Annotated in this window: 22 protein-coding genes; 13 read left to right on the top strand and 9 right to left on the bottom strand. The window is 44.5% G+C overall.

What is annotated here, in order from left to right; all coding sequences use genetic code 11:
• Positions 1-152: 152 nt before the first annotated feature.
• The 3 genes from AACV78_RS04910 to AACV78_RS04900 all read left to right on the top strand — a co-directional run bounded on the left by AACV78_RS04910 (position 153) and on the right by AACV78_RS04900 (position 2084).
• Positions 153-470: a DUF433 domain-containing protein gene (locus tag AACV78_RS04910; RefSeq protein WP_194009055.1), complete on the top strand. Its 318-nt coding sequence runs from the start codon at positions 153-155 to the stop codon at positions 468-470.
• The gene (locus AACV78_RS04905) at positions 467-817 is read left to right on the top strand and encodes a DUF5615 family PIN-like protein (protein ID WP_194009054.1); all 351 of its coding nucleotides are present in this window, start codon (positions 467-469) and stop codon (positions 815-817) included. The genes AACV78_RS04910 and AACV78_RS04905 overlap by 4 nt, the downstream gene beginning before the upstream one ends.
• A 184-nt stretch (positions 818-1001) precedes the next feature.
• Positions 1002-2084 carry a glycosyltransferase gene (locus AACV78_RS04900; protein ID WP_194009053.1) on the top strand — a complete coding sequence of 361 codons (1083 nt, stop codon included), beginning with the start codon at positions 1002-1004 and terminating at the stop codon, positions 2082-2084.
• 277 nt (positions 2085-2361) lie between these two features.
• On the opposite strand, the gene AACV78_RS04895 is transcribed toward AACV78_RS04900, so the two are convergent.
• Positions 2362-4149, bottom strand: a complete 1788-nt coding sequence (locus AACV78_RS04895) for a tail fiber protein (protein ID WP_194009052.1) — start codon at positions 4147-4149, stop codon at positions 2362-2364.
• A gap of 719 nt (positions 4150-4868) precedes the next feature.
• On the opposite strand from AACV78_RS04895, the gene AACV78_RS04890 reads away from it, so the two are divergent.
• Positions 4869-6284, top strand: a complete 1416-nt coding sequence (locus tag AACV78_RS04890) for an RNA-guided endonuclease InsQ/TnpB family protein (protein ID WP_194009051.1) — start codon at positions 4869-4871, stop codon at positions 6282-6284.
• 363 nt (positions 6285-6647) lie between these two features.
• Here AACV78_RS04890 and AACV78_RS04885 read toward each other — a convergent pair whose 3' ends face one another.
• Both AACV78_RS04885 and AACV78_RS04880 read right to left on the bottom strand, forming a co-directional pair.
• Positions 6648-7169: a tetratricopeptide repeat protein gene (locus AACV78_RS04885; protein WP_194009050.1), complete on the bottom strand. Its 522-nt coding sequence runs from the start codon at positions 7167-7169 to the stop codon at positions 6648-6650.
• Between the two features lie 47 nt (positions 7170-7216).
• Positions 7217-7549, bottom strand: coding sequence for a single-stranded DNA-binding protein (locus AACV78_RS04880; protein WP_194009049.1), 333 nt, complete (start codon positions 7547-7549; stop codon positions 7217-7219).
• A gap of 331 nt (positions 7550-7880) precedes the next feature.
• Here AACV78_RS04880 and AACV78_RS04875 point away from each other — a divergent pair, with 331 nt between their 5' ends.
• The 3 genes from AACV78_RS04875 (at position 7881) to mreD (ending at position 10345) form a co-directional block, all read left to right on the top strand.
• Entirely contained in the window at positions 7881-8888 is a 1008-nt protein-coding gene (locus tag AACV78_RS04875) for a rod shape-determining protein (RefSeq protein ID WP_194009048.1), read from the top strand.
• An 87-nt stretch (positions 8889-8975) separates the two neighbouring features.
• Positions 8976-9779 carry a rod shape-determining protein MreC gene (gene mreC, locus AACV78_RS04870; RefSeq protein ID WP_194009047.1) on the top strand — a complete coding sequence of 268 codons (804 nt, stop codon included), beginning with the start codon at positions 8976-8978 and terminating at the stop codon, positions 9777-9779.
• On the top strand, positions 9779-10345 hold the full coding sequence (gene mreD, locus AACV78_RS04865) for a rod shape-determining protein MreD (RefSeq protein ID WP_194009046.1): 567 nt from the start codon (positions 9779-9781) through the stop codon (positions 10343-10345). The genes mreC and mreD overlap by 1 nt, the downstream gene beginning before the upstream one ends.
• A gap of 161 nt (positions 10346-10506) precedes the next feature.
• On the opposite strand, the gene AACV78_RS04860 is transcribed toward mreD, so the two are convergent.
• Entirely contained in the window at positions 10507-11298 is a 792-nt protein-coding gene (locus AACV78_RS04860; RefSeq protein ID WP_194009045.1) for an HAD family hydrolase, read from the bottom strand.
• A gap of 246 nt (positions 11299-11544) precedes the next feature.
• Here AACV78_RS04860 and argB point away from each other — a divergent pair, with 246 nt between their 5' ends.
• Complete coding sequence (argB, locus tag AACV78_RS04855) at positions 11545-12456, top strand: acetylglutamate kinase (RefSeq protein WP_194009044.1); 912 nt, start codon at positions 11545-11547, stop codon at positions 12454-12456.
• Between the two features lie 301 nt (positions 12457-12757).
• Here argB and AACV78_RS04850 read toward each other — a convergent pair whose 3' ends face one another.
• Positions 12758-12982 (bottom strand): DUF433 domain-containing protein, encoded by a 225-nt coding sequence (locus AACV78_RS04850; RefSeq protein WP_194009043.1) that lies wholly within the window; start codon positions 12980-12982, stop codon positions 12758-12760.
• 26 nt (positions 12983-13008) lie between these two features.
• Complete coding sequence (locus tag AACV78_RS04845; protein ID WP_194009073.1) at positions 13009-13179, bottom strand: hypothetical protein; 171 nt, start codon at positions 13177-13179, stop codon at positions 13009-13011.
• 82 nt (positions 13180-13261) lie between these two features.
• On the opposite strand from AACV78_RS04845, the gene AACV78_RS04840 reads away from it, so the two are divergent.
• From AACV78_RS04840 to AACV78_RS04830, 3 genes are all read left to right on the top strand, one after another.
• Positions 13262-13462 (top strand): type II toxin-antitoxin system VapB family antitoxin, encoded by a 201-nt coding sequence (locus AACV78_RS04840; protein ID WP_194009042.1) that lies wholly within the window; start codon positions 13262-13264, stop codon positions 13460-13462.
• Entirely contained in the window at positions 13459-13857 is a 399-nt protein-coding gene (gene vapC, locus AACV78_RS04835) for a type II toxin-antitoxin system VapC family toxin (RefSeq protein ID WP_194009041.1), read from the top strand. Before AACV78_RS04840 ends, vapC begins: the two co-directional genes overlap by 4 nt.
• A 96-nt stretch (positions 13858-13953) precedes the next feature.
• Positions 13954-14172 carry a hypothetical protein gene (locus tag AACV78_RS04830; RefSeq protein WP_194009040.1) on the top strand — a complete coding sequence of 73 codons (219 nt, stop codon included), beginning with the start codon at positions 13954-13956 and terminating at the stop codon, positions 14170-14172.
• A 2-nt stretch (positions 14173-14174) separates the two neighbouring features.
• On the opposite strand, the gene AACV78_RS04825 is transcribed toward AACV78_RS04830, so the two are convergent.
• The 3 genes from AACV78_RS04825 to AACV78_RS04815 form a co-directional block, all read right to left on the bottom strand.
• Positions 14175-15512 carry a hypothetical protein gene (locus AACV78_RS04825; protein WP_228042082.1) on the bottom strand — a complete coding sequence of 446 codons (1338 nt, stop codon included), beginning with the start codon at positions 15510-15512 and terminating at the stop codon, positions 14175-14177.
• Positions 15513-15713: 201 nt separating this feature from the next.
• Positions 15714-16523, bottom strand: a complete 810-nt coding sequence (locus tag AACV78_RS04820) for a dynamin family protein (RefSeq protein ID WP_228042081.1) — start codon at positions 16521-16523, stop codon at positions 15714-15716.
• Between the two features lie 191 nt (positions 16524-16714).
• Complete coding sequence (locus tag AACV78_RS04815) at positions 16715-16927, bottom strand: hypothetical protein (protein ID WP_190738034.1); 213 nt, start codon at positions 16925-16927, stop codon at positions 16715-16717.
• Between the two features lie 227 nt (positions 16928-17154).
• Here AACV78_RS04815 and AACV78_RS04810 point away from each other — a divergent pair, with 227 nt between their 5' ends.
• Both AACV78_RS04810 and AACV78_RS04805 read left to right on the top strand, forming a co-directional pair.
• Complete coding sequence (locus AACV78_RS04810; protein WP_194009039.1) at positions 17155-17655, top strand: helix-turn-helix transcriptional regulator; 501 nt, start codon at positions 17155-17157, stop codon at positions 17653-17655.
• A gap of 149 nt (positions 17656-17804) precedes the next feature.
• Positions 17805-19592: a cellulose-binding protein gene (locus tag AACV78_RS04805; RefSeq protein WP_194009038.1), complete on the top strand. Its 1788-nt coding sequence runs from the start codon at positions 17805-17807 to the stop codon at positions 19590-19592.
• Positions 19593-19601 lie beyond the last annotated feature (9 nt).

Raw genomic sequence — 19601 nt, 5'->3', positions numbered from 1 at the left:
GATTTTGGGTGTGGCCAGAAACCGGGTTTTTTCCCAAAATATCGATACACCACCGAAAAGCTGCAAAAAACCCGGTTTCTTCGGTTGTTTCTTCGGCTGTACGGTAGAGGGCGATCGATATAATTAAATTAGATCCATAAACGAGGTAAACTATGCCACTAACTGCAACCGAATATAAATACGTGGAATTAGATGAGAAGAATGTGCCTATCATCACAGGGACTACTATGAAAGTAGTCGAACTAATTACTTCGGTAAAAGCCTACAGCTTGAGTCCTGAAGAATTACTAGAAAGCTATCCTCACCTAACTTTGAGTAAAATTCACTCTGCTTTAGCCTACTACTGGGATCACAAACAAGAGCTTGATGCCGATATGCAGCGTCGGTTCGAGTATGCTGAAAAGTTGAGATTAGAAGCGGGCGAATCTCAAGCGGCTAAAAAACTCCGCGCCCAAGGAATAATTAAATGAGCATAGCTTTATATATGGATGAGAATGTGCCTCTACCGATTACAAATGGACTAAGACAAAGAGATGTAGATGTTTTGAGAGCTCAAGAAGATAACCATCAAAACACACCAGATACGGTTATACTCGATCGCGCAATGGATATTCAGCGCGTTGTTTTTACACAAGACGAAGATTTTTTAGCCATAGCCAACCGCCGCCAGCAAGAGCAAGTCAATTTTGCTGGTGTTATCTATGCCCATCAACAGAATGTAACTTTTGGCGATCGCCCGTTTCGTGACTTGGAAATTATTGCTAAGGTTAACGAACCTGAAGATTTAGTTAACTGCGTTCAGTATCTACCTTTGTAGCCAATCCTGATTTCCAGGTCAGAAACCGGGTTTTTTCCACAAACATCGATATTTAACGAAAAGCTGCGAAAAACCCGGTTTCTTTGATGCTGGGTGTGGCTAGAAAATTTGGTCTCCGGTGGAATCGCTCACGATAATAATCGCCTTTTTAGTTGGTCTTTGTTTTATTTTAGCGATTGTCTCGATGAAAATTGTCTCTCTTACCTTAACCGGCAATAATACCGACTTAATAGAAGCTGCTTTAGTCAGTGTCGCCGACTGGGTTGATGCTTGTATTGTAATTGATACGGGTGTTACTGATGAAAGTTTAGCCATTGCCTCCGCCGTTGCTGGAGATAAATACGTAGAGCGTAAATTTGAGTGGGTAGCCGACTTTGCTGCTGCTCGCAATTTTAGCTTAGAAGTCGCTAAAGAAATAAGTGCAGATTGGGCAATTATCCTCGATACAGACGAGCGCATTCACCCACAGATCGATAATATTCGAGGGGCGATCGACAGTTTAGTTGGTGATGTTTTTCTAGTTTACCACACTAACAAAACTTACTGCAAAGAAAAATTATTTAGAATTCCCACAACTGGAAAATATATCGGCGCGACTCACGAATACTTCGACTGCGGTAGCGGAATTCGGGGTTTTATGGAGGCGATCGCATTTTCCGAAGTCCCCAAAACTGCTGCTGCTACTTTAGCTAAATTTAACCGAGATTTAGCAATACTCGATCGACTCGTGAAGGAAGAACCCACGAATACCCGCTGGTTATTTTACTTAGGAGAAACCCTAAAAAAATTAGGCAACAACCAACAAGCAATAATTGCTTATCGAGATTGTGCAAATTTGAACGGTTGGGATGAAGAAGCAGCTTGGGCTTGCTATCGAGAAGCAGAATGCTGGCTGGCTTTAGCAGATTATCAAGAAGCCATAAATGCCTGTGCCAAAGGCTTGACAAAACACGCAGGAATTGCCGAATTAGCTTGGTTGGCTGCCTATGCGTCTTACTATGCAGGCTTGAACGCTCAAGCAATTCATTGGGCTCATTTGTCGATCGCAATGGGCAAACATCAAGGTTACGGCAAAGCCATCGAACGCATTGGATTTCAAGATCCAGAAGCGCAATACGAAAAACCTTATGACGTTCTGAAATATGCTTTACTTCGCAAAGGAGATGCAGAGGGAGCAAAATTAGCCGAACAACTTTATCAAAATGCTTGTGAAAGGCGACTTCGCCACTTGGGAAATAATAGCATCGAAAGAAATTATTTAATCTAATCCAACTGACCTCTTGTACCGAGGTAAGAAACCGGGTTTTTGGCTCATACTCTGCATCAATGCGGATATTTTTCGTCAAAAACCCGGTTTCTGCCACGATAAGATTGAGAATGCTGCAATATCTCAGCCAACAAACATGAAATTATTGTCATTGCAAACGCAGTGAAGCATAAGCCCTGCAGCGTATTTCAGGTTTGTAGGGACACGGCAGTGCCGTGTCCCTACCGCACGCGGGAAAGGTGCGTCACTGCCGTGAAAATTCTCGCCTCGAAAGCAGTTAAGGAAGCTGCGCTCCTACGTAGACAGTTCCACCTACACCGACAGGAGTTCTGCCTTGCAAATTGGGCAAAGCAAAATTAGTCACTCCGTTGCCGCCGTAGGTAGTTCCTAGCACAGCGAACAAAGCCTGATTTTGCTGGATAGGCAACAGTTGCCCCTGAGCAAACGCAAACCCCCTAGGGGCAAAGACGCCAGCAAACAGCTTAACTTCTCCTATAAAAGTGTTATCAACACCCCCCTGGTCTTGTAATGGATATGTACCCTGAAGGGCAATGATGTAACTTAGTCCCAAACCCCCGAAGCCGACTGGCCCCGCTGGACCTGTTGCGCCTGTCGGCCCTGCTGGACCTGTGGCACCTTGCGGACCTGTGGCACCTTGCGGACCTGCTGGACCTGTTGCGCCTGTCGCACCTGCTGGACCTGTGGCACCTTGCGGACCTGTGGCACCTTGCGGCCCTGCTGGACCAGTTGCGCCTGTCGCACCTGCTGGACCTGTGGCACCTGTCGCACCTGCTGGACCTGTGGCACCCGTCGGGCCGGCGGGGCCAGTTTCACCACCGCCAGGACCTGCTGGACCTGTGGCACCTACCGGACCTGCTGGGCCTGCTGGACCTGTGGCACCTTGCGGACCTGCTGGGCCTGTGGCACCTGTCGCACCGGGTAATCCCGTTGCGCCCGTTGCGCCTGCTGGACCCGTCGCACCGGGTAATCCCGTTGCACCTGTCGGGCCTGCTGGGCCTGTCGCACCTGTCGGGCCTGCTGGACCTGTGGCACCTGCTGGGCCTGTGGCACCTGTGGCACCTGCTGGGCCTGGGACACCCGGTAATCCCGTTGCACCTGTCGGACCTGCTGGGCCTGTCGCACCTGTGGGACCAGGTTGGCCTGGGACACCCGGTAATCCCGGTGCACCTGGTTGGCCTGGGACACCCGGTAATCCCGTTGCACCTGTGGGACCTGCTGGGCCTGTAGCACCTGTGGCACCTGGTTGGCCTGGGATACCCGGTAATCCCGGTGCACCTGGTTGGCCTGGGACACCCGGTAATCCCGTTGCACCGGTGGGGCCTGCTGGACCTGTCGCACCTACCGGACCTGGTTGGCCTGGGATACCCGGTAATCCCGTTGCACCGGTGGGGCCTGCTGGACCTGTCGCACCTGCCGGGCCGGCGGGTCCTGTCGGGCCGGTCGCACCTGACGGGGGAATGGTGATGAAGCCTTCGGCAACTTGTAATTGGATAAAGTCCATGCCTGTGAAGTTGACTAAACCAGGCAGCACTACTAAAAAATTCCCGCTGGAGAGTTCCTTAATTGCTGTGGCGTTGCTGCCGTTAAGGTTAACAGTGACAGCGGCTACCTCAAAAGCTGTTTGTCCGTCTACTAAGGCGATTTTATCTTGACCTTGGGTAAAATCTGTGATGAAGTCTGCATCGGCGATTGTCGGGCCTCCTCGCACGTTGAAGCCGTTGCCCCTGCCGACTACAAATATATCGTTGCCCGCACCCCCTATCAGGGTATCGGACTCTTCTTCGCCAATTAGGAAATCGTTACCTTTACCGCCCAAGATCAAGTCATTACCTCTGCCTCCGTAAATAATATCGTCGTTGTCCTCGCCGTAGATGAAGTCTGCGCCGTTGTTGCCGTACATGATGTCGTTTCCGGGACCTCCGAACATCAGGTCGCTACCGCCACGCCCGGACAGATTGTCTGGTGCGGCAAGCCCCCAAATTATGTCAGGAGTTGGAGTTCCTACTAGGGTGTCAATGTCTGCAGTGCCTACAATATTTACCATTTTTGAGCGCTCCTCATATTTTTAGGTTTGATGGGTGCGATCGAATTGATTTGCAAAATAGAATTCCTCTATTCTTAAGCCAGAATGAGGTTTTTAGATGTTGAGTTACTAAATTGTTGCTACAAATCGCGATGCGCACTTATGTTTGATACAATTTAGGCTCCGTTGGTTGAAATTTAAGTTTTTCTATCGACTCCTTAAAGTCGCTGTTTTCCTGAGAAATAGATTAAGTTGAAATTAGATTTACTGCCCCAACGGGTTTCCTGTCTTGTCTTTTATTGTTTCACTATTATAGTTTTGCTAAAATCTAGAGCGTCCACGATCGGCAACAAAAAGTTACATAGCAAATTTCAGGAAGCATGAGGTACGGATAAATCGTAGGTAGGGACACGGCAGTGCCGTGTCCTTGAGGGATTGTTCGATCGGCATACCTACTTCAGAAACCTGCTATCTGCTGTAAATTTCTCGCCCTCGGTAGGGTAAAACCATTCTCTATTTGTAATTCTCATTATTGTTGGGTGGAGTGAAACGGAGGGTTCACTTCGCTAGGGGCCAACCTACGAATTATTATAAAAGATGGTCGTAAAGCGGAAAACTCAGAGTCTTTAGACCTGAGATGTAAGCGACACGGGCGGTTTTAACCGCCGTGAGTCTTTCTTAATTCTTAATATTTAAAAAGCGCAAAAAGCAGTAAGATATAAACAAGGAGGCGAGCAAAATTGCTAACAAACTACGTCTACAAATTACGTCCTAATCAAACCCAATGCTTGAAAATGGCAAATTGGATCGATATGTTAAGGAGCCATTTCAACTGGTGCCTAAACGACAGGATTACCCAATACAACCAGCAGTTCATTCAGGGGGATTACTGCGATCTTAAGACCAGATGTGAAGCTTGTCCCTTGACTAGCTCTGTAAGCAAAAGTGGAGCTACAGGCAATCCCTGGAAAGACTCAAAGCTTGACAAGGAAGGTAAGGTTAGAAATCCGCGCCGTAGTGCTGGCGATATTCAAATTACAGCATTACCAGAGTTGAAAGTTGCTAGACCTTGGTACAGTGGGGTAGACTCAACAGTTTTACAGCAGAATGTTAAACGATTAGATACTGCTTACAAAAATTTCTTTGAAGGCAGAGGTTTTCCCAAGTTCAAGAATCGCAGTAATTTTACATCCTTCACCTGCGTGATGGGAATAAAATTGCAAGGTAATAAAATTTACTTACCCAAGCTGGGTTGGATGCGGTTTTACAACTCTCGCTCAATCCCAGATGGGTTTACTGTCAAGGCTTGCACAGTTAGAAAACGTCAGAATGGCTGGTATGTCTCCATCAGAATTGAGGATAAATCCGTACCCGAATATAGCGTTCAACCTGTGGGAGAGCATCCCAAAGTAATAGGATGTGACTTGGGAATTACTAAACTGGTTCATTTTTCTGATGGCTACCAAGTTAAAAATCCCAAGTTTTCAACTAACAAAAAAGCTAAGCGGACTCTCAAAATCAGACAGAGACGAGTTAGCCGTAAAGTTAAGGGTAGTAAAAATCGCAAAAAAGCGGCTGTCCGGGTTGGAAGGTTTCATCAAAAAGTTAGTGATAAGCGTCAAGCATATCAATGGAAAGTTGCCAATAAGATTGTGTCTCGCAACGTTGATGTAATTGCCCTAGAAGACTTAAATGTATCTGGAATGATGCGTCGTTGTCAAGTAAAAACCGACTGGAAAACAGGGAGATTCCTTAAGAATGGGCAATCAAGAAAAAAGGGCTTAAACCGCTCTATCTCTGATGCAGGTTGGGGCGAGTTAATTTCAAAGGTTGAGTATCTAGCTGTGAAGCAGAGCAAAGCCGTAATTAAAGTTAATCCCAAGCACTCTAGCCAAGAATGCAGGAATTGTGGTCATATCGAAAAATCAAACAGAAATGGCGAAAAGTTCATCTGTGTTGAATGTGGCTATCACGAACACGCCGACATTGGTGCGGCTAAAACTATCAGAGATAGAGCTTTGGAAATAGTACGTGGGGACTCCGCGAAACTTGGCGCTAGTCGCCTAAACGCCCAAAAGATATCAGTGCGCTCTACGAGCAAACGCACTGAGTTTGGGAACCCTAGAAATAGGGATATTAAGAAGGCAATTTCTTAAGAATCTCAGTCGCTTCAGCGCTGAGAGTGTCAAAGAACTTACGCACTTGTAAAGAAAAACAAGCCTTTGCGTTGGCGAAGCCGGCCCGAAGGGCTTATACTTCCCACGGCTCGTAATGACAGAAAATCGTATTCCTTGCATAAGTCCTGCATTATACCAATTTCACAAAGTGCTGCTACAAATACGAGTTCTGCTTTATAAAGTTAGATGTCTAAAACAAACATACTAACTGTAGCACTATTTTATGAAATTGGTATTAAATAAATTCTATTTTTTGCCTAAATTCAGCCTTAGATAAATTCTATTAATTACCAATTACCAATTACCAATTACCAATTACCAATTACCAATTACCAAAACTGATTAATAATTAATAAATAATCCGCCTAAAATCAAAAATATCGCAATTAACGCAACCCAAATAAACTGATTATCCTTTGTATTTACCTGACTTAAATCTACAGGTTCCGGTACAACGGGCTTAGGTTTGGCGTACTTGATATCAGCCTTGGGATTGGCTTGAAAACTGATTGATTGATTTTCATCTAAGGCTGCTAAATCGGGGATTTTCACCATCCATTCGGGAGGGATGGTGAGTTTGGGGGCTTCGAGTATGAATAGCAAGCGCTTGGCTTGCTGGCGGGTTTCTTGGCGGGGATGGCGGGTGAGTTTGCGGCAAAGCTCGATCGCCCTTTCTGTATCGCCAGAGGCTTCGTAGGCCGTCACCAGCCACATCTGCACTTCGCCGCCCAACCGGGAGTTGCGATCGACCAAACCCATCGCTGTTTCTAAACTCTCGACGGATCGAGCGTAGCGGCCGCTCTCAAAAGCTACTCTGCCCGCTTGATACTCAGTTTGAACAATTTCTAACTTTTCGGAAGTCACCAGCCGCCACCCAATTCACAAATATTATTTTCCCAATTACCCAAATGCTAGAATTCGTTGTCGCGTTTGGAACCCAGCAAGTCTAACTGGTCTACTCTAATTACTGGCATTGAGCGATTAGCTCCTGTACTGCGATCTTGCCAGCGATCGAACTTCAAAGAGCCTGTAACCCCAATTTGAGCGCCTTTGCGAACGTAATCAGCAGCAATCTGCGCTGTTTTGCCCCAGATTTCTAGAGTAAACCAGTCTGGTTCGTCGTTATTGCGCGATCGTCTTCTCACTGCCAGCGTCAACTTGCACTTAACTGTACCCGACTCAAAATATTTTACGTCCGGGTCGCCGCCGACGCGGCCTACTAAAGTCACAACATTAAGACTCATAAACTTTTTCGGGAATGTGCTCGATTGGTGGTGTAGTTAAACTCTCCTGGACTCGCGATCGTCTGCCAGCTTAACTTGTAAGAGCGCGAATCAGGGCTTCATCCTGATTTTACACCCACTTACCAGAACATATTGATTGTGGATGATTGGCGAGTCTTCACTCAACTCGCGATCGACAATGTACGTTTCTGACTAGACTCAGAATGAAAAACGTAATAGAATCCACCTCGGTTACACTTTTGTAACAACATTATTGCACACATTAGTATTTTAGTTTGGGGGGGGGTACAAATCAGTGGGTCTTCTCAATCGATTTTCCTTATCTAGAGATATGGGTATCGACCTCGGTACTGCTAACACGCTCGTTTATGTATCCGGCAAAGGTATTGTTCTGCAAGAACCGTCTGTAGTGGCGATCGACCAAGACTTAAAAATACCGCTGGCTGTCGGAGAAGATGCTAAAAAAATGCTCGGGCGCACGCCAGGGAATGTCATAGCACTGCGCCCGCTGCGCGACGGGGTAATCGCAGACTTCGATACTGCCGAACTCATGCTCAAGACTTTTATCCGCAGGGTTCACGAAGGCCGAAGCTTGGTTTCGCCCCGGATAATTATTGGCATCCCCAGCGGTGTCACCGGAGTGGAAAGGCGGGCGGTCATTGAAGCGGCTACTCAGGCTGGCGCTAGAGAAGTACGTTTAATTGATGAACCTATCGCTGCGGCGATCGGGGCCGGACTGCCTGTTGCTGAGGCGACTGGCAATATGATTATAGATATCGGCGGGGGTACGACGGAAGTTGCGGTTTTGAGCTTGCAAGGTACGGTGATCAGCGAGTCTGTGCGGGTAGCGGGTGACGAACTCAATGAGTCGATCGTCCAATACATGAAAAAAGTTCACAATTTGGTCATCGGCGAACGCACTGCTGAAGAAATTAAAATTCAAGTGGGCTCTGCATATCCGACGACTGAGGATGACGACGTAATTATGGAAGTGCGGGGCTTGCACTTGCTCTCCGGTCTGCCGCGAACTGTGACGATCAAAGGCCCAGAAATTCGCGAAAGTATGTCGGAACCGCTTTCAGTAATTGTGGAAGCTGTCAAGCGTACTTTGGAACGCACTCCCCCAGAATTAGCAGCAGATATTATTGACAGGGGAATTATGCTGGCCGGCGGCGGGGCGCTGATGAAAGGTTTAGATACTCTGATCAGTCACGAAACAGGAATTGTCACTCATGTGGCAGCCGACCCTCTGTGCTGCGTGGTTTTGGGCACGGGTAGGGTCTTGGAAAACAAACAATTGGAACGGGTTTTCAGCGGGCAGTCGTCGCGCAATATGTAGTTAACAAATTTGGGATTTTGGATTTAGAAATAGGGCTGCCATCTCAAATCTAAAATCCTGACATAACAATTTTACATTACTGAGATTATGCTAAAAAACACAATCCGCAGGTGGTGGGATCTGCGTCTACCAATAGCTCTTTTAGGTTTAGCTGTAACTGCTGCTTGGGGAGTTAGACAAACACAAGGTGCTCCACTGTTTGAAGTTTACAATTGGGTGTCTCGTCCTTTTCAAGCCAACGGCTCAGGACAAGAGCAACTCATCTCGGCGCGGACTCAAGAATTGCAAGCGCGGCTATTAGAATCGGAAGCTCAAAATCAAAAACTAAAAGAGCTTTTAGGTTATGTTTCTGCTAAAAAACCTAAAGGAATTGTCGCTCCTATTGTCGGCCGCAGCGCTGACCATTGGTGGCAGCAAATTACTTTGGGACGCGGCAGTAATGATGGCATAAAAACAGATTTTACTGTGATGGGCCCTGGCGGTTTGGTAGGTCGGGTTGTCAGTGTTACTCCTAATACTAGCTTGGTGCTTTTAGTCAGCGATCCTACGAGTCAATTGGGTGTGGGAATTACTCGCAGTCGCAACATGGGTTTTATGCGCGGTAAAGGCGGAAATCAGGCTGTGATGGAGTTTTTTGATAATGTTCCCAATGTCAAGCCTGGGGATGTGGTTTCAACTTCTTCTTTCAGTCAGTTGTTCCCTGCTGGTTTGCCGGTAGGAAAAATTGTTTCCGTAGATATGAATAAAACTCCGGCTCCTGAAGCTGTTGTTGAGTTTTCTGCACCGATGAATTCTCTGGAATGGGCGGTTATTTACCCTCACTCTAAGGAAGTTGAACAAAAGAATGCTGCTGGTGAATCTTCTACGCCGGATAGGGGAGAAAAGCAGTAATGAAGGCTTTATCTAGAATGTTTGGGCGATCGCGCAAATTTCTCAACTTTGGCGTTACATTTGTTTCTGTGCTGCTGTGCTTACTGATATTGCCCACTCGGATGCCGGGAATGGAATTGCTGGGAATTAGCCCTAACTGGCTGTTAATTTGGTTGGTAGCTTGGAGCATTAAGCGGAAACGTACAGTTTGGGGAGCTGCTAGCATGGGCTTGGTTTTGGGGTTTCTTCAAGATGCGATGACTGCTCCTCATCCTAGCCACGCTGTGAGTCTAGTTGTTGTAGGAGTCTTAACGGTTGTTTTGCTGAAAACCTGGTCGATTCCGGCGGATATTGTTGAGAGAGATCCGATTCCGATCGCCCTAATTGTGTTTGGGATGGCGGTGGTGGCGGAAACGGTGATGGGGCTACAATTTTTGGCTATGGGCGATCGGGGTTTAGTAGAAATTTGGAGCGATCACCAGCGAGTGGCTTTGTGTTCTGCTATTCTCAGCAGTCTTTGGGCTCCGGTGATTTATTTTCCCCTCAATCACTTGTGGGAAATGACTAGGAGTTTAGAAAAATCTTAGTTAGTCAGTAGTCATTAGTCAGTAGTCATTAGTCATTAGTCATTAGTCATTAGTCATTAGTCATTAGTCATTGGTCATTAGTTAACAGTTAACAGTCAACAGTTAACAGTTAACAGTCAACAGTTAACAGTTAACAGTCAACACTCAACAGTCAACTCTTGTCACTCAACGATCGCCTTTGGGGCCGCTCCTAATAAGTGATGAACGGCAATAATCAAGTCGCTGAGAATGAAATTAGGCTGGTGTTTTTGCAGTTGATGGCGGCTGCGAATGCCGCAGGTAACGGCAATTGTAGGTATTCCCAATGCTTGTCCTGCGAGAATATCTGCTTCGGTATCTCCGATCATCCAAGCCGAACCGAGAGATGACTGAAATTCTTCGGCAACTTCAGCTAACAATTCGGTTTTTAAAGCTGTATAGTTGTGGTAGGCAGCATCCGGCATTTGAGTGCCGCGAATGCTGGTAAACAGTCTGGCTAAACCGTAATTTTGCAACAGTTGAACGGCTTGATTTCTCGGCCGCAGGGTGACTAAAATCAGCCGCACGCCGCGGGAGTGCAAAAGCGCGATCGCCCATTGCACTCCCGGCTGGATGCGATCTAGGTGCAATAAGTCTGGCTGATTGACAATCCGACTCACGCATCCGAGAAAAACGTGAATTTCTTCTCCCGACAAGCCAGAACTTTTGGCTATTTCAGCATCGGGCACTCGGTTTTGCTTCATTTGCCAAAACTGCTGTTTGCTGAGGATTTGCAGGTTGAGGCTGATGCCTCGTTCGCTACAGGCTGCTTGAGTGTCGGCTAATCCCTGTTTGTAAGTGCTGTAGTAGCGATCGGACACATCGACAATCGGCCCGTCTAAATCGCAAAATACCGTCATTCGGGGGGACGAGTCAGCCTCTGATGGTAGCGTGTACTGAGGGTTTTCGGAATTGGGGGCGACAGCAGTTAACATATAAGGTTCAGTAAATCAAGGATAACGATACATTTCTTGACTTTACCAAGAATTTTATAAGTTATAAGACAAAATATCAAGCTAGATGATTAAAAAAACCTATGATAATTATGAGGATAGCTCTCAAAAAGGGCGATCGGGCAAATCGTCGATAAATTCCAGGGAAAAAGTGATTTTTGTAGCTGTTGATATTTGCTTTAGCCATTAAAGTTTAGAATTAAGTTTTTAGTCTTTTGTAAATTACCCATGCTCAAACAAAGCGATTTTGTTAGGAATTCGGACACTAATCGAGTAGAGGTGCTTTCCGAAGCACTGCCTTACATTCAAAACTTTGCCGGCCGCACAATTGTAGTCAAATATGGCGGTGCAGCGATGAAAGATAGCACTCTCAAAGACAAAGTAGTTCGGGATATTGTACTCCTAGCTTGCGTGGGGATGCGTCCGGTTGTAGTTCACGGCGGCGGCCCAGAAATTAATATTTGGCTGGAAAAATTGGGAATTGAGCCGCAATTTAAGGATGGTTTGCGAGTAACTGATGCAGCGACAATGGAAGTCGTAGAAATGGTTTTGGTAGGGAAAGTAAATAAAGAAATTGTTTCGTTAATCAACCAAGCTGGCGGCAAAGCAGTGGGATTGTGCGGCAAGGATGCGAATCTGATTCAAGCTCGTCCAGATGGCCGCGAGGGAATTGGATTTGTTGGTGAAGTTAGCGGGGTAGACACCAACATTTTGGAGTCTTTGGTGAACAGCGGTTATATTCCGGTGGTATCGAGCGTGGCGGCGGATCAATTCGGTCAATCTTACAACATTAATGCTGACACCGTAGCTGGGGAAATTGCCGCTGGTTTGGGAGCAGAAAAATTGATTTTGATGACTGATACTGCGGGAATTCTGGAGGATTATCACAAGCCGGAGAGTCTGATTGCTAAGTTGGATATTCAAGAAGCGAGACAGTTGGTTGAGTCGGGAGTTGTGTCTGGGGGGATGATTCCGAAGGTTAATTGTTGTGTGCGAAGTTTGGCTCAGGGTGTGAAGGGCGCTCACATTATTGACGGGCGAATTCCTCATGCTTTGCTGCAAGAAATATTCACGGATGCGGGGATTGGCTCGATGATTGTTGCTTCTGAGTTTAGCGGGGGGAAGTTAAGGTATAAGTAGGGCGTGAATGTTAGTTTGGGGCGGGTAAGTGAAGCGATAAATCATTGCTTTACCCGTCCAGAGAATTGCTTTATAGTTTGCCAGTAGGACTTGTGGGAACTGTTGTCGAAGTCTATGATACGGGAAAAAATGTCAGTATTTAGTGGAATTTGCTGACAATCAAGGGATTGAATATGCTATGGCTATTTTGAAGGTATATGAAATTTTAGTTCTGCAATATGAACTTGCAGTTGCTTAGGAATGTGAGGGGAATAAAAGTTCGATAAGGGAACACATTGATCGATGAACAATCTTAAACTCATTAGGCAACTGTTTCAAAGTTCGACAAATCGCGAGCATAATCAAGACAAGCAGCTATCTGTTCTTTGCCGATATCTGGAAACTCGTCTATGATTTGTTCGACAGTGTTATTTGATGCTAAATATCCTAAAATCAGACTAACGGGAATTCTAGTTCCTTTGATTCTTGGTTTACCTCGCAGTACATCGGGGGTACTAACGATATGTTCTCTCCAGTTTACAGGCATAACTTGTCCTTGTTGAATCTGATAAGTTATATTATCGGATATGACAACTTATATTTTAACTTAAGGAATGGCGATCGCACTTTCGGACAATAAGGGCGATCGAGCTTTGACAAGTCCTCATAGATGCCGACAAACTGAGTGACGCAAGCTAAAGATGAACTTTTCGGGTCATTGACCCCCGTGTATTTGTCGCCCATTGATGGAATTTCAGTGCTACACTAAAATTACAGTATTGTTCGGTGGCAATTGTGTTATACCCTACTTGCACGAGGAAAATACATGGTAACTACGCTCGAAATTGACAAAACTCTTCTTCAAGAAGCCCTTGATTTGAGTAACCATCAAACACCTACTACATTAATCGAAGCGGCTTTACGCGAGTACATCCAACGTCGCAAACAATTAAAAATATTGGAATTGTTTGGTACTATTGACTACGATGAAGATTATAACTACAAGCAACAGCGACAAACAACATGAATGTTCTTGTTGATAGTTCCGTTTGGTCGCTGGCATTGCGGCGTAACACAACAAATGATGCGATCGCGATCGTTAAAGTCCTACGCGATTTGATTGCAGATGGACGAGTTGTTTTACTGGGGGCTATTCGTCAGGAGGTGCTTTCTGGGGTGCGCTACAAGGAACAGTTTATTCGATTGCAAGAGTATCTTCGTGCTTTTCCTGATTTAGAGCTAACAACTGAAGATTATGAGTTAGCCGCAGAGTTTTTCAATACCTGTCGCAGTAACGGCGTTCAGGGTTCAAATACTGATTTTCTGCTATGTGCTGTTGCTCATCGTCGTGGTTACAGCATTTTCACTACTGATAAAGATTTTGAGAATTTCCGATCGCACATTCCTGTCGTATTACTATGAGTTTGTAACGGATAAAAGCTTGATACGATCCGATCGCACTTTCGGACAATAAGGGCGATCGTTTTTGGGATAGCTGGATGGAAAGGAGCGAGCGCAATGCAGGGATTCGGCATGGGAAAGGCGATCGCACTTTCGGACAATAAGGGCGATCGCAATGCAGGGATTCGACATGGTATAAGAGCGATCGCACTTTCGGAAAATAAGGGCGATTCCCTACGGGATAGCTTCGCTTCACCCCCTTTGGGATTCGACATGGAAAAGGCGAGATCCATGCATGGTTGTTTGGGGGAAAAAGGGATATTGCACTTTCTCTAACTTTACTTAACTGGCTTCCAACTATCGAGAGATTGACGAATGGAATTCAATTCACTGAGATATTCATTGAGTTTAATTTTGTTGGCCTCAAGCTTTGCCAGAATTTTTGGTGCTTCAGATTCTTTCGTTTTCCGTTCCTTCAAGACGCGATCGAAGTCATTTTGAAACCTGTTGATATAATCATTGATTTGCTTTTCGGCACTTCTGAAATCAGTAGAAACCTGTTTGTTAATAACTCGTTCTAACAAATCTCTGTTTCTAGAGGTTTGCTGACCTATTTTTAGATTTATTGACTCTAATGTTTGTCGTAAATTAACTTCAAAGAAATTGCGATTTATGGTAACAGGTTCATCAGTATAATAGACTAGATCCGAGTCGCAACAACGACTTTTTTTACCTTTTTTTCTTTCTATTTCTACCACTGCCATTTGTACATCTTTAATTCGTGCATCAATTCCGGGAAAATCAAAACTTGGAAACTGAATCGGGTTTATGTTCAGTTTTACTTCTAAAGCATCATCAAGATAATTAGATAATTCATCTGATATTTCTTGGATATCTTCTTGAATTATTATTGCCAATTTTTCGCGAATATTCGTCCCCTCTCGAACTAATTCATCCTGAGTATCTATCCACCAACTTTGAATATATGGCGGACAAAACTCATTAATTGTTTTAATTATTTTTTCAGCTTCAGCCTTAGTTTTACACCGCATAATGTACGGATCAAACTCTTCACTATCAACAATCTGTTCAGAAACAGAGGTATTGAAAGCTTCTGGAATAGACTCACTCAGTCCATCCAACAAAGACGTAGTGACTTTGAATGCTTTTCCTAATAGTGGACCGAAAGAAGGTATCAATCCTAACAGTCTTTCTCCAATTTCTCCCACTATTTGTCCAAAACCCCCATTATTAGTCTTAACTTCTACTGGTTTGAGCAATAATGGAGTTTTTTTTGACTTAGGAGATTTAGCTGAGCGAGATTCGGCAATCTTATCAATTTCACTGGCTATCTGGGCTTTAGCACGATCGGCAAATGTGTCAATACCTTGACTAAATCCTCGGATTAGTATTTGCTTTTCTTGCTCAACAACTTTTTTGACTGACTCAACTTTGTATGTTGCTTTTTCTGAACGTATTCTGTACTCTTCTACTTTTTGTTTGAGGGATTCAATCCCCATTTCCCAACCTTTAATTTCTGTATTCAGAGTATCCTCAATTGCCTTAGCAGCTTTATCAATTTCTGCCAAAACCTCAGTCAATAGATTCCAGCCTGAATTTTGAGTAATCCTTTGAATGACTGTTTCTTGAATGTTCAGGATACCACTATCTTGCAAAGCTCTTGGTGCAATCTCTTCAGGTAAAGGAATTACTCTCCTACCTTTTTCATCTCTCTCAGCATATTTGGCACTAAAGAAATCCTCAAAATCTTTGATCTCCTTGTCAGTGGCTTTTTCTTGCTGAATCAGTTTCGCTAAAAGTCCTTGTCGAGAACTAGCAGGGTAAATAACTGGATTGCAAAAGCCAAAGCCAACTAACTATCGTTCTAAATCCTTGATGACATCAGCAATTTCTCTGTCTCTCTCTGTCTTCTGGTCAATTTTGTTCAGGATAAAATAAATTTTTCCCGTGTTCTCAGCTATAAAGTCTTTGCGATTTTCGACAACATCCTTAAACAAATCGGCAATTGCATTATCTTTGTAGGAAGCGTAGTTTAAAACAAACAGAATGGCATTGCAGGTTCGCAGTGCTTCTAGTGCTGTCTGCTTCAGTGCATTAATGTTGAAGTTTGCAGACTCCCACTCATTAGGGCCGGGAGTATCAACTAGAGTAAAGCCTGTGAGAGAAGATAACTCACTAATTGCTTCAATCGGATGCTCTATCTCAAAGCGTGTAGTGTTATCGGGATTGCCTTTTTCTCGGATTTCACGGGTACGCAGCAGGAATTTTTGCTGAATTTCGCCTGCGTCACCCTCAACAAGAATTACTGGCTTTCTTTCTCCTTCTCGATACTCTAAAAGTTTAGGAGTTTCGCCTGGTTTAATGTGTCGGACATCTGTACGGCAGATGGTACAGGCGGCAGTTTCACTCGCCAGCACATCAGCACCGATGATAGAATTTAAGAAGGTGCTTTTGCCAGCTTTCATTGCTGCTATGACGGCTACTTGATACTTCTGATGTTGCAAAGCATTTAAAGCTTTGTCGATCTCGTTTTCAATGCTTTGTAGCCCTTGGTTGTCGTCTCCCTGAGCGCGGAGTCCGTCACGGAATTCTTTGAGATATTGTAAGAGGAAAGTGCCTGTACTGTCAATACTGGTGTATGCTGCTTGAAATTCTTGAGAAGACATAAGTTGACACTTTTTAGTTGAGGGACGGGCTAAGTTAGAGCTAGAAATTCGCGGTTCAAATTGATATAGATTGTGCGCTTACCAACCTATCCGCGAGGGGTTTAAACTCCTGGCGGACTCGTGGAACAAGCGCTAAATATCAACAACCTAGTTATTAGCCAGGGACTTAAGTCCCTGGCGCGATTCAAGCTTTAATCAGAAAAAGCCTTGCTGATCCCGTAAAATGCCAAACCAGCCAACGCACCTACGGCTACACCAACGGGCCCAGCAGCAGCACCAATACCAGCACCTCCGCCAACGGCACCAACTGCCGTCAAACCTGTAGCAGCTACCACACCAGCACCCACAGCACCACCCGCAGCAGCGGAACCTGCAGCTTTCGCTATTTCATCACCTTTAGCCATTGAAATACCTCAGTGTAAGGAACAAAAACTAACTGTTTGACTAACGAAAGTTAATTAAACAGGCAAAATTTGAACGATCGCGATCGCACTTTCGCGCTTCTCTAAGTATTTGCACTTAGACAATGAGTCGGTAATTTAATACTAGACTACCTATTGTTAGCCAGCAACTAACAAACGCTAGCAATTTCGGTTATTCTATCGTTAGTCATATCTCAACACACCCGAAAATGGTATCAAAGGAAGACTTATTTGCCGAAGCCGGCAAACACTGGGACTTAGAAAGGCTATACCAAGCTTTCGCAGAAGCTAAACGGCAAATCTCACCCCGATCGCGCCGGGGACTCACAGAAACCGAAAAACTCTACCTCCGAGGCTTGCTTTCCGGTTGCAGCCCCGCCGAAATCGCCCGCCAACTGTTTCAGACTTCCAAAAGTGCAGAGGTTTATTTATGTAAAACTTTATACCAGTATGTGAAAAAACTCGCAGATGTACCTAACGAACCTGTAGGAAATTGGCGCAATATTTGCGATCGGCTACAGGAAGCCGGATATAAAACTCTCTCTTCTTCAGAATTTCAAATGAATAATTCTTTACCAACAGAAGCATTAGTAAAAATAGTTGGTATAGCTTTTAAAGAAAGTACAATATCAATGGATATCAACATCCAATTAACATTCCCCTCAACTTCAGAAACTCCAAAAACCGAAGACTTGAATCGAGACGGTTAGATGGGCGATCGCCCCTCCACTGAGAGGCCAAAATGTTAATAATCTTATAGCTGATTGTTTGAAAAGAACTTTTTTGTTAAAATATCAAAAATAAAACAGTCTTACCCGCTTCACTTTTACCAAAAACAATCAAACTTTTAGTCAAATTTATGTCTCGATTAAATATACGCTCGAAAAATAAAGCTCTGGGCTTTGTCCTTGGTTTATTAATTTTTGTCATTTTCATTCCCGGATGTTGGGCTTTAACAACTAACATTGCTCCCAAAAGTCAGCCAACGGATCACAAAGTAGCTGTACGTGCAGATATCAAAAATGCCTCAAATTCTAACTCTTCTTTAGGAATTGGGCTTAGTGGAATTGCTGACTACTCAACACAATTACCCTTTTTAGATGCTTTCAAATCTTCTAGACAATGGATAACTCAATGCGTCAGCGGAGAACCCAACTGTAAGGGTGAATGGGATACAGAAGAATATAATCTTTTAAATCTTGATGAAAATGGGTGGGTGAAATCTCTCCCATCCCCCGAAGATGCTCCTAAATATACGAGGGTAAGTACCCTATTACTCAGGGAAATCCCCAATCTCTATCCTTCAGGGCAATATATTGTCACTTATGAGGGTGAGGGTGCGATCGAATATAACTTTGATGCCAAAAAAGATGAGGCTGCGTCGAAACCAGGTAGGGATATCATTAATGTCGATGCCACACAAGGCGGAGGCATCATGATTATAATTACTGCTACCGATCCCAATAAAACAGGGAATTATATCCGCAATATTAAAGTTGTTCACTCCCAAGATGAACAGCTTTATCAAAGCGGTGAAATATTTAATCCGCTGTTTATAGACAAGATTAAAAGATTTAGAGTCTTGCGTTTTATGGACTGGATGGGGACAAACGGTTCCGAACAAAAAGAATGGTCAAAGCGACCTAAACCAGAGAGTGTATCCTATGCTTACAGAGGAAATGTCCCCATAGAAGTTATGGTGAATTTATCTAACAAACTCGAAGCAGAACCCTGGTTTAATATGCCGCATCAGGCTACGGATGAATATATGACTAACTTTGCTAAAACGGTCAAAGATAGTTTAGATCCAAAGCTGAAAGTTTATGTAGAGTATTCTAATGAGGTTTGGAATTGGTCATTTCCCCAATCCAATTATGCTTTGGAACAAGGTAAAGCGAAGTGGGGAGATAAAGGCGATGCTTTTATGCAATGGCACGGGATGCGTAATGCTCAAATGTGCGATATTTGGAAAGGTGTTTTTGGGGATCAAAAGAATCGAGTTGTCTGCGTTTTGGGAACTCAAAGAGCCTGGAGAGAGTTAGAAACCTATGCTTTAGATTGTCCCTATTGGGTAGCTGAGGGCAATAAACCTTGTTATCAACACGGCATTGATGCCCTAGCCATAGCTGGATATTTTAGCGGCAACTTGGGCGGGAAAGAAAGTGTCAGCACAGTAGAGTCTTGGTTGAATGACGCAGATGGTGGCTTTGGCAAAGCTTTTAAGCAATTAAAAGAGGGTGGGTTGCTGCCTGGATTTAAAGATAGTTTGCCCGATGTTGATAATGACTTTAGGTATTTCTTAGATGTGGCTAAAAAGAAAGGTCTCAAGTTATTTGTTTACGAGGGCGGTCAACATATTGTAGGTATTGAAGGAGTTGAGAATAACGAAAAACTGACCAAGTTTTTTATGGAATTAAATAGGCGTCCAGAAATGTATGATATGTACACCCAATTACTCAATAGTTGGAAGCAAGCTGGAGGCAGTCTTTTCATGCACTTCGTGGACGTGGGTGGATTTAGTAAGTGGGGAAGTTGGGGGGCTTTGGAGTATGTGGAACAAAAGGGTTCGCCTAAGTATGATGCTTTGATGGATTTTATGGATAAGAATTCTTGCTGGTGGGAGGGCTGTGCTCTTGAGGGAAGTTGAGGAATTTGG

Origin of the sequence: Tychonema sp. LEGE 07196, from assembly GCF_963890365.1 — a bacterium.
GTDB lineage: Bacteria > Cyanobacteriota > Cyanobacteriia > Cyanobacteriales > Microcoleaceae > Microcoleus.
This window is presented reverse-complemented; position numbering and strand designations above follow the sequence as displayed.

Coding starts and splice junctions, on each gene's coding strand:
- AACV78_RS04910 (WP_194009055.1), top strand. CDS start 153: ATGCCACTAACTGCAACCGAATATAAATACGTGGAATTAGATGAGAAG.
- AACV78_RS04905 (WP_194009054.1), top strand. CDS start 467: ATGAGCATAGCTTTATATATGGATGAGAATGTGCCTCTACCGATTACA.
- AACV78_RS04900 (WP_194009053.1), top strand. CDS start 1,002: ATGAAAATTGTCTCTCTTACCTTAACCGGCAATAATACCGACTTAATA.
- AACV78_RS04895 (WP_194009052.1), bottom strand. CDS start 4,149: ATGGTAAATATTGTAGGCACTGCAGACATTGACACCCTAGTAGGAACT.
- AACV78_RS04880 (WP_194009049.1), bottom strand. CDS start 7,549: ATGAGTCTTAATGTTGTGACTTTAGTAGGCCGCGTCGGCGGCGACCCG.
- AACV78_RS04875 (WP_194009048.1), top strand. CDS start 7,881: ATGGGTATCGACCTCGGTACTGCTAACACGCTCGTTTATGTATCCGGC.
- mreC (WP_194009047.1), top strand. CDS start 8,976: ATGCTAAAAAACACAATCCGCAGGTGGTGGGATCTGCGTCTACCAATA.
- mreD (WP_194009046.1), top strand. CDS start 9,779: ATGAAGGCTTTATCTAGAATGTTTGGGCGATCGCGCAAATTTCTCAAC.
- AACV78_RS04860 (WP_194009045.1), bottom strand. CDS start 11,298: ATGTTAACTGCTGTCGCCCCCAATTCCGAAAACCCTCAGTACACGCTA.
- argB (WP_194009044.1), top strand. CDS start 11,545: ATGCTCAAACAAAGCGATTTTGTTAGGAATTCGGACACTAATCGAGTA.
- AACV78_RS04850 (WP_194009043.1), bottom strand. CDS start 12,982: ATGCCTGTAAACTGGAGAGAACATATCGTTAGTACCCCCGATGTACTG.
- AACV78_RS04845 (WP_194009073.1), bottom strand. CDS start 13,179: ATGGGCGACAAATACACGGGGGTCAATGACCCGAAAAGTTCATCTTTA.
- AACV78_RS04840 (WP_194009042.1), top strand. CDS start 13,262: ATGGTAACTACGCTCGAAATTGACAAAACTCTTCTTCAAGAAGCCCTT.
- vapC (WP_194009041.1), top strand. CDS start 13,459: ATGAATGTTCTTGTTGATAGTTCCGTTTGGTCGCTGGCATTGCGGCGT.
- AACV78_RS04830 (WP_194009040.1), top strand. CDS start 13,954: ATGCAGGGATTCGGCATGGGAAAGGCGATCGCACTTTCGGACAATAAG.
- AACV78_RS04820 (WP_228042081.1), bottom strand. CDS start 16,523: ATGTCTTCTCAAGAATTTCAAGCAGCATACACCAGTATTGACAGTACA.
- AACV78_RS04815 (WP_190738034.1), bottom strand. CDS start 16,927: ATGGCTAAAGGTGATGAAATAGCGAAAGCTGCAGGTTCCGCTGCTGCG.
- AACV78_RS04810 (WP_194009039.1), top strand. CDS start 17,155: ATGGTATCAAAGGAAGACTTATTTGCCGAAGCCGGCAAACACTGGGAC.
- AACV78_RS04805 (WP_194009038.1), top strand. CDS start 17,805: ATGTCTCGATTAAATATACGCTCGAAAAATAAAGCTCTGGGCTTTGTC.